Origin of the sequence: Rhodobium orientis, from assembly GCF_003258835.1 — a bacterium.
GTDB lineage: Bacteria > Pseudomonadota > Alphaproteobacteria > Rhizobiales > Rhodobiaceae > Rhodobium > Rhodobium orientis.
This window is the reverse complement of record NZ_NPEV01000023.1, coordinates 62,117-70,207: the sequence shown is the minus strand read 5'-3', so window position 1 is coordinate 70,207 and position 8,091 is coordinate 62,117. Positions and strand designations below refer to the sequence as shown.

Below are 8,091 nucleotides of genomic sequence, written 5' to 3'. Positions count from 1 at the left end.
CACAGCCAAAACCGCCGCCAACCAACCCCAACCAGATGTCCCTCGACCTCGCCCCAATCTAAACCGGACAGTAGTGGGTCAAGCCCGGCAATGACGCGGAGTATTTGGAGAAAAGACCCAAAAAACTACTTAGGAAACTCCAGGCCCATCTCGCGGTAGCGCTCCGGGTCGTCGACCCATTTCTCGCGCACCTTGACGAACAGGAACAGGTGCACCGGCTGGCCTAGCGCTTCGGCGATGTCCTCGCGGGCGGCCTTGGAGATCGCCTTCACGGTGCGGCCCTCCTTGCCGAGCAGGATCTTCTTGTGGCTGTCGCGGGAGACATAGACCGTCTGCTGGATGCGCACCGAGCCGTTGCGGAACTCCTCCCAGGACTCGGTCTCGACCGTCGCCATATAGGGCAGTTCCTCGTGCAGGCGCAGCGTCAGCTTCTCGCGGGTGATTTCCGCGGCCAGCGAGCGCATCGGCAGGTCGGAGATCTGGTCCTCCGGATAGTGCCACGGGCCCTGGGGCACATTGGCGGCGAGGAATTTCCCGAGATCCGGGACACCGTCGCCGGTCAGCGCGGAGATCATGAACGTCTCCTCGAAGCGGCCGCGGGCATTGATGCTTTCAACGACGGCCAGAAGGTCTTCGCGGCGCATGGTGTCGATCTTGTTGAGGGCCAGCACCTTGCGGTGGGGCACGTCGGCGAGCTTGTCGAGGATGGCGCCGACCTCGTCGGTGACGCCCTTTCGCGCATCGACCACCAGCACGACGAGGTCCGCGTCCATGGCGCCGCCCCAGGCGGTGGTGACCATGGCGCGGTCGAGCCGGCGCTTGGGCTGGAAAATGCCCGGCGTGTCGACGAAGACGAGCTGCGAGGCGCCCTCAATGGCGATGCCGCGAATGATGGCGCGGGTCGTCTGCACCTTGTGGGTGACGATGGAGACCTTGGCGCCGACAAGGGCGTTGAGAAGCGTCGACTTGCCGGCATTGGGCGCACCGATCAGCGCGACGAAGCCGCAGCGCGGCGCGTCGGGCGTTGCCCCGGTGTCCGGCGCGGTCACGAAGCGTCCTTTGCGGTCCAGATGCCCTCGCGCTCCAAGAGCGTCGTGGCGGCCATCTGCTCGGCCTCGCGCTTGGAGCGGCCGCGTCCGCTCGCCGGAGCGCAGCCGACGACGTCGACGCGGGTGGTGAATTCCGGGGCGTGGTCGGGGCCGGCGCGGTTGGTGACGGTGTAGGTCGGGGCGACGAGGCCCTTGCCTTGCGCCCATTCCTGCAGCGTCGTCTTGGCGTCGCGCAAGGGGCCTTCCCAGTTGACCATCTGGTCGCGCCAGTGGCGTTCGACGAAGGCGCTGGCGGCACCGAAGCCGCCGTCCAAGTAGATGGCAGCGATCACCGCCTCGCAGATGTCGGCGAGCAGCGCGCGCTTGTGGCGGCCGCCGCTCTGGTCCTCGCCCTCGCCGACCCGCATCGCGGTGCCGAGGTCGAGCGCGCTCGCCACATTGGCGCAGGTCTCCTGCTTGACGAGCTGGTTGAGCCGGCGGGCGAGCTCGCCCTCGTCGGCATCGGCAAAGTTTTCGTAGAGCATGTTGGCAACGGCAAGCGCCAGCACCCGGTCGCCCAGGAACTCCATGCGCTGGTAGCTGCCGGACATGTCGCCCGGCGTCGTCAGCGCGCTGGCGTGGGTCAGGGCCTGCTCCAGCAGTGCCGGATCGGCGAAGCAGTAGGCAAGGCGCTCCTCGATCCTGGTCAGGCTGCCGCGCCCGCTATTGGCCCTTACAGCGTCTGAAAGAACCGATTCCACCTTGCGATCCATGGCCATTTCCAAACCATCCAGGCGCTTTCGCCGGATTTTACAGAAAAGAAGATGATCTCGGCACGTCCGATCAGATTCTCGAACGGCACATATCCGACGGACTCGCGGCTGTCGCTGGAGTTGTCGCGATTGTCACCCATCATGAAATAGTGCCCCTCGGGCACTTCGAACACCTGGGTGTTGTCGCCGCGCGCGTGATCGCTCAGCTCCAGGACGTGGTAGCTGACCCCGTTCGGCAGGGTCTCGACGAAGCGCCGGGCGTTCACCCGGTAGCCGCGATCGTCGCCGGAGAACTCGCCGTCCGGCACCTTCTTCACCGGCTCGCCGTTGATGTGCAACAGCCCGCCCACGACCTGGATGCGGTCGCCGGGAAGGCCGATCACACGCTTGATGTAGTCGGTGGAGTTGTCCCGCGGCAGCTTGAAGACGACGATGTCGCCGCGCTCCGGCTTGGCGCTCCATATCCGGCCGGAAAACGGCGCCAGCGAATAGGGAAAGGAGTGGCGGGAATAGCCGTAGCTGTATTTGGAGACGAACAGGTAATCACCGACGAGCAGCGTTTCCATCATCGAGCCGGACGGGATGTTGAACGGCTGGAAGAGGAAGGTGCGCACGATGAGGGCGAGGATGAGGGCGTGGACGACGACCTTGACCGCCTCGCCGAATCCACCGCTCTTCTTCGCGTCGTCGCCGGTTTGCGAACGGCTTTCACGTTCTGCCATGTAGTGTCCAATCCAATCGAAAAGGCGGGCGCCGGGGTGCGGCGACTCGGGCTCTAATTAGCGCTTGCCTCGCGATGGTGCAATGGAGCGCCCGGATTTCGCCGATTTTGCGGTCGGCCGGGGGCGCAGCCGCCAGTCAGGCGTTGCCGATAGGGGCCGGGGCCGACGCGGCGTCCGCGACTTCCGCAAGGGTGCGCGCCTGGCGCCGCTCCTGCAGCCAGCGCCGGCGGCGGCGCTGGTAGGTCGTCACGGCGACATAGACGAGGAGATAGAAGACGAGGCCCGTGGCGAGGCCGAGCGGGATCGAGCCGACGACCATGGGCTTCAGGATCGGCATCAGGCCGTCGACGGAGCGCAAATTGTCCGGATGCAACACGATCGCCTCGCGCGCCCTTGCGTCTTCGCCGAGAAGGCCGCTGCCGAGGCGGAAGGTGGAAGCCCAGATGAACGGATAGGTCAACGGATTGCCGAAGAACGAGCCGAAGGCAGCCGCGATCAGGTTGCCGCCGATGATGACCGCGATGAGAAAGCTGAGGATGAACTGAAGGCCGAGGAACGGCGTGGTGGAGGCGCAGACACCCGCGGCAACGCCAGCGGCGACCGCATGGGGGGTCGCCGACAGGCGGACGATGCGCTTGCCGACATATTTCAGGGAACGCCGCCAGGAATGGCGCGGCCAGACCGCCACCCGAAGCCGTTCCCTCCAGCCGGGTTTCCTTCGCCTTGCGAACAGCACTAATTTCTCCGCCTCAAACGCAGATCCCTACGCTTCAAACGCTCGCTCCCGCCCGGTCATATGGGGTAGCGACACCGCGACCGCCAGCCGCAGGCGCGCCGAGCCCCTCACCGGTCTCAGGCAAGGCCCCGGCTTCCCGGCTTCACCGGCGGGATCGCGGCCAGTTCCGGCGGCAGTTCCTCGAGCGAGTAGGATGGAACCTCGTATTCGGCAAGCGCAATCAGCGGTACGCCGACATCCGCCTTGCCTGCCGAACGGTCGATGATGCAGGCGCAGGCGGCAACCTCGATGCCTTCCTTGCCGAGCGCCTCGACGGTCTCGCGCACAGACAGGCCCGTGGTGACGATGTCCTCCACGACGACGACGCGGGCGCCCTTCGGCAGCTCGAACCGGCGCAGGCGGAAGACGCCGTCCTCGCGCTCCACCCAGAGCGCCGGCTTGCCGAGCTGGCGCGCGGTCTCGTAGCCCGGCACGATGCCGCCGATCGCCGGCGAAATGACGGCATCGACATCGCCATAGCCGGCCTCGCGGATGCGGTCCGCAAGGCCTGCGCAGAGCTTTTCGGTCTTGTCGGGGAACTGAAACACCCGGACCTTTTGCAGAAAAATCGGGCTGCGCCGGCCGGAGGTGAGGATGAAATGCCCCTCCAGGATAGCGTCGCATGACCGGAAAATATCGAGGACCTCGTCGCGATCCATTGGGTGCACTCCCCCTTCTCGGCGGCCGGACGGCGCCGGCCATGTCGTCGTGAATCTCCCCGGCGGCAGAGCTACAGCATCGCACCGCGGTTTTCCACAAGGGTTTCTCTTTCAGCGTTCAAGCGTCCCGCAGGCTTGACGCCGCATCGGCGGCGGCGCCCGTTCGGGCTTGCGACGCCTGATGGCGCCGGGTCTTGCGTTCAAGCGTCCCGCAGGCTTGGCGCCGCATCGGCGGCGGCGGATCTCGCCCCCGCTCCGGCCGCCCCTATCCGTTGACCCGGGAGACCCTGGAGACCACGGGCTTGGCGCGGATCTGGCTGATGATGCGGTTCAGGTGCTTCAGGTCCCAGACCTCCAGGTCGATCAGCATCTCATGGAAGTCATTGGCCCGCCGGTGCATGGAAACGTTGTCGATGTTGCCGTCGTTCTCCGCGATCACCTGGGCGATCTGGGCGAGCGTTCCCGGCTCGTTGATGACGTTGACGGCGATGCGGGCGGGAAAGCGTTCCTGCTGTTCCGCATCGATGTCCCAGCGAACGTCGAGCCAGTTTTCCGGCTGGTCGTCGAAGTCCTTCAGGGCCGGCGAGTGGATCGGGTAGATGGTGATCCCCTCGCCCGGCTTCAGGATGCCGACGATGCGGTCGCCCGGCAGCGCCCCGCCCTCCGGCGCGAAGCTGACCGGGAGGTCGCCCTTCAGGCCACGGATCGGCAGCGAGGGCTGGGTGTCCTGCCGCTTGCGGCCGGGAATGCGGAACTTGACGCCGACGGCGCGGGTGAGGCCGAACCAGCCCTCGTCGGGCCGGCTGCCGGCCGCGGTCGCCCGCTCTTCCTGGTACTGGGGATAGACCGCCTTGACGACGTCGTCCGCCCTCAGTTCTCCGCGGCCGACGGCGGCCAGGAGGTCGGCCTGGTCGGTATGGCCGAGGCGCGGCATGACGACGGCCAGCATCTCCTCGTCGAACTTGCGCTCGGCGCGGGAAAAGGCGCGCTCCAGGATATGCTTGCCGAGGCCGCCATATTGCCGGCGCACCGAATCCTTGGTGGCGCGGCGGATGGCGGCGCGGGCCTTGCCGGTGACCGCGATCGATTCCCAGGCCGGCTGCGGCTCCTGGGCGTCGGAGCGGATGATCTCAACCTCGTCGCCGTTCGACAGCTCCGTCACCAGCGGCGCCATCTGGCCGTTGATCTTGCAGCCGACGCAGGTGTTGCCGACGTTCGTGTGGACGGCATAGGCGAAGTCGATGGGCGTTGCGCCGCGCGGCAGGGCGATCAGGCGGCCCTTCGGCGTGAAGCAGAAGACCTGGTCGTGGAACAGCTCCAGGCGCGTGTTTTCCAGGAAATCCTCGGAGGTCTCGCCGCCGGAGATGGTCTCGATGGTGCGCCGCAGCCATTCGTAGGCGCGGCTTTCCTCGGTCCGCTTGACGATGTTGCGCCCGCCGCTCTCGCCGTCCTTGTAGATGGCGTGGGCGGCGATGCCGTATTCGGCGATGCGGTTCATCTCCTCGGTGCGGATCTGCAGCTCGACCCGCTGGCTGCTCGGGCCGACCACCGTGGTGTGGATCGAGCGGTAGTCGTTCTGCTTGGGGATCGAGATGTAGTCCTTGAACTTGCCGGGCACCGTCGGCCAGGTGGTGTGGACGAGGCCGAGCACCCGGTAGCAATCCTCCACCGTGCCGACGATGAGGCGGAAGCCGTAGATGTCGGAAAGCTGCTCGAAGGCCACCGAATTGTGCTGCATCTTGCGGAAGATCGAATAGGGCCGCTTTTCCCGGTCGCGCACTTCCGCCTCGATGCCGGCCTCCTTCAGGAGGGCGCCGAGGCTGGCGCGAATGTCGGAAATCAGCGTCTGGTTCTTTTCCCTCAGCCGCTCCAGGCGTTCGGTAATGGTGCGGTAGGCCTCCGCGTTGATGTGCCGGAAGGCGATGTCCTCCAGCTCCTCGCGCATGTCCTGCATGCCCATGCGCCCGGCCAGCGGCGCATAGATGTCCATCGTCTCCTCGGCGATCCTGAAGCGCTTGTGCGGCGGCACGTGGTGCAGCGTGCGCATGTTGTGGAGGCGGTCGGCGAGCTTGACGAGGAGGACGCGGACGTCGTCGGCAATGGCGAGCAGGAGCTTGCGGAAGTTCTCCGCCTGCTTGGCCCGGCGCGACACCAGATCGAGCTTCTGGATCTTGGTCAGCCCCTCGACGAGCTTGCCGATCTCCGGGCCGAAGGAGGTGTCGATCTCCTGGCGGGTGGCGTCGGTGTCCTCGATGGTGTCGTGCAGCAGGCCGACGCAAACCGTGGCGTCGTCGAGCCGCATGTCGGTGAGGATCGCGGCGACTTCCAGGGGATGGGAGAAATACGGGTCGCCCGAGGCCCGCTTCTGGGTGCCGTGCTTGCGCATGGCATAGACATAGGCCTTGTTGAGCAGCGCCTCGTTGGCGTTCGGATTGTAGTTCGTTACCCGTTCGACGAGTTCATACTGCCGCATCATGGCCGGTCGATACGCATCCTGACGGCGTTCCGGGCCTTGCCGGAATCAAAAGCGGTGGCCGGCACGATTGCCTGCCACCGCTGAATATCGTGTTCCCGCCGCGGCTTGTCAAAGTCCTGGCGCAGCCGCCGGCGACATCGGCCGCCGCGCTCCTGCGCCATGCGCGCGGATCCTCGTCCGACAACCGGTTGCCGGTGTCGTCGCCGCGGACCGCCGGTTCGGGACGACGCCCTAGACGTCGTCGCTCTTGTCGGGCGGAACGAGACCTTCCAGACCGCGCAGCAGCTCCTCCTCCGACATGCGGTCGAAGGTGATCTCCCCATCGTCCTCGGACGACTGCGAGGCCTCGGCCGGCGCATCGGGGTTCGGCTGGGAGGCGATCATCGGAACCGCTTCCGGCTCCGGCTCGTCGACCTCGACATATTTCTGCAGCGAATGGATGAAGTCTTCCTTCAGATCCTCCGGGCTGACCGTCTCTTCGGCGATCTCGCGGAGCGCCACGACCGGGTTCTTGTCGTTGTCCCGATCGACGGTCAGCGGTGCGCCGCTGGAAACCATGCGGGCCCGGTGGGCGGCGAGCAAGACGAGCTCGAACCTGTTATCCACCTTGTCGATGCAATCCTCGACGGTGACGCGCGCCATCTAAACTTCTCCAGGTTTTTTGGATTTCAACCGCACCCATAAGACGGAACCCCCGAAAATGCAAGGTTTGCCAGGTGCGTTTCTTCCCTTAAAATTCGCCAACAATTGTTCGTGAAAATATACGATTTATTTTCTACAAGCACTGGAAAATTCATGCTAGCAAGACAATATCATGGAATCGTTTCAGATCGAGAGCGACATTGCGTTGTCATCACGTGTGATTGTGGTAGATGCGGCCAATTCAACATGCCGTTTAAAATTCCGAGCTCCTAGGCAAATTTGACGATAGAAAAAACGTCTTAGGAAAATCGAGGGCACTCGCGATGAGTGTGGCGATTGATCTGATTCAACATACCGTTCGGATAACAAAAACCAGAAAGACCAGTTCATGTTCGACCCGCGCGAAAAGATAGCCCTCTTTATTGACGGGGCAAACTTGTATGCCACCGCCAAGTCGCTCTCGTTCGATATCGACTACAAGAAACTGCTGGCAGCATTTCAGAAGAAGGGGTATCTCCTGCGAGCGTATTATTATACCGCGCTCATAGAGGACCAGGAATACTCCTCGATCCGCCCCCTGATCGATTGGCTCGATTACAACGGCTACAAGGTCGTGACCAAGCCGGTGAAGGAATTTTTCGATTCCTCGGGCCGTCGAAAGATCAAGGGAAACATGGACATCGAACTTGCCGTCGATGTCATGGAGCTCTCCGAGCACATCGATCACATCGTGCTGTTCTCCGGCGACGGCGATTTCCGCTCGCTGGTCGAGACGGTGCAGCGGCGCGGCCGCAAGGTGAGCGTCGTGTCCACGCTGGTGACCCAGCCGCCGATGATCGCCGACGATCTGAGGCGCCAGGCCGACCATTTCATCGACCTTGCCGACCTCATCAAGGAAGTCGGACGCGACCCGGCCGACCGGCCGCAGCGCGACCGCACCCCGCGCGTCGAGGAAGAGGACGAGTTCGAGGACTACTGAGCCCGAACGCCCCGACCTCTTTGCATGAAACGCGGCG

The 8,091-nt window shown here is 64.6% G+C and carries 9 protein-coding genes; 1 reads left to right on the top strand and 8 read right to left on the bottom strand.

Going from position 1 to position 8,091, the window contains the following annotated elements; genetic code table 11:
* Positions 1–125: 125 nt before the first annotated feature.
* From era to rpoZ, 8 genes are all read right to left on the bottom strand, one after another.
* On the bottom strand, positions 126–1,049 hold the full coding sequence (gene era / locus CH339_RS12005; protein WP_111434592.1) for a GTPase Era: 924 nt from the start codon (positions 1,047–1,049) through the stop codon (positions 126–128).
* Positions 1,046–1,801 carry a ribonuclease III gene (gene rnc / locus CH339_RS12000; protein WP_111434601.1) on the bottom strand — a complete coding sequence of 252 codons (756 nt, stop codon included), beginning with the start codon at positions 1,799–1,801 and terminating at the stop codon, positions 1,046–1,048. Before rnc ends, era begins: the two co-directional genes overlap by 4 nt.
* Positions 1,762–2,523, bottom strand: coding sequence for a signal peptidase I (gene lepB, locus CH339_RS11995; protein ID WP_111434591.1), 762 nt, complete (start codon positions 2,521–2,523; stop codon positions 1,762–1,764). Before lepB ends, rnc begins: the two co-directional genes overlap by 40 nt.
* Before the next feature lie 136 nt (positions 2,524–2,659).
* A complete protein-coding gene (locus CH339_RS11990; RefSeq protein ID WP_245408140.1) occupies positions 2,660–3,211 on the bottom strand; it encodes a DUF2062 domain-containing protein in 552 nt (183 codons plus the stop codon).
* Between the two features lie 164 nt (positions 3,212–3,375).
* Positions 3,376–3,957, bottom strand: coding sequence for an orotate phosphoribosyltransferase (gene pyrE, locus CH339_RS11985; RefSeq protein ID WP_111434589.1), 582 nt, complete (start codon positions 3,955–3,957; stop codon positions 3,376–3,378).
* 265 nt (positions 3,958–4,222) lie between these two features.
* The gene (locus CH339_RS11980) at positions 4,223–6,433 is read right to left on the bottom strand and encodes a RelA/SpoT family protein (RefSeq protein WP_111434588.1); all 2,211 of its coding nucleotides are present in this window, start codon (positions 6,431–6,433) and stop codon (positions 4,223–4,225) included.
* Complete coding sequence (locus CH339_RS24690) at positions 6,430–6,594, bottom strand: hypothetical protein (protein ID WP_170138503.1); 165 nt, start codon at positions 6,592–6,594, stop codon at positions 6,430–6,432. Before CH339_RS24690 ends, CH339_RS11980 begins: the two co-directional genes overlap by 4 nt.
* A gap of 70 nt (positions 6,595–6,664) precedes the next feature.
* Positions 6,665–7,075 (bottom strand): DNA-directed RNA polymerase subunit omega, encoded by a 411-nt coding sequence (gene rpoZ / locus CH339_RS11975; RefSeq protein ID WP_111434587.1) that lies wholly within the window; start codon positions 7,073–7,075, stop codon positions 6,665–6,667.
* 388 nt (positions 7,076–7,463) lie between these two features.
* Between rpoZ and CH339_RS11970 the strand changes: the two genes are divergently transcribed.
* Complete coding sequence (locus CH339_RS11970; RefSeq protein WP_111434586.1) at positions 7,464–8,054, top strand: LabA-like NYN domain-containing protein; 591 nt, start codon at positions 7,464–7,466, stop codon at positions 8,052–8,054.
* Positions 8,055–8,091 lie beyond the last annotated feature (37 nt).

Excerpts from the sequence above, each read along its gene's own strand:
- CH339_RS24690 (WP_170138503.1), bottom strand. The coding sequence starts at position 6,594 with ATGGCGCAGGAGCGCGGCGGCCGATGTCGCCGGCGGCTGCGCCAGGAC.
- rnc (WP_111434601.1), bottom strand. The coding sequence starts at position 1,801 with ATGGATCGCAAGGTGGAATCGGTTCTTTCAGACGCTGTAAGGGCCAAT.
- pyrE (WP_111434589.1), bottom strand. The coding sequence starts at position 3,957 with ATGGATCGCGACGAGGTCCTCGATATTTTCCGGTCATGCGACGCTATC.
- lepB (WP_111434591.1), bottom strand. The coding sequence starts at position 2,523 with ATGGCAGAACGTGAAAGCCGTTCGCAAACCGGCGACGACGCGAAGAAG.
- CH339_RS11980 (WP_111434588.1), bottom strand. The coding sequence starts at position 6,433 with ATGATGCGGCAGTATGAACTCGTCGAACGGGTAACGAACTACAATCCG.
- CH339_RS11970 (WP_111434586.1), top strand. The coding sequence starts at position 7,464 with ATGTTCGACCCGCGCGAAAAGATAGCCCTCTTTATTGACGGGGCAAAC.
- rpoZ (WP_111434587.1), bottom strand. The coding sequence starts at position 7,075 with ATGGCGCGCGTCACCGTCGAGGATTGCATCGACAAGGTGGATAACAGG.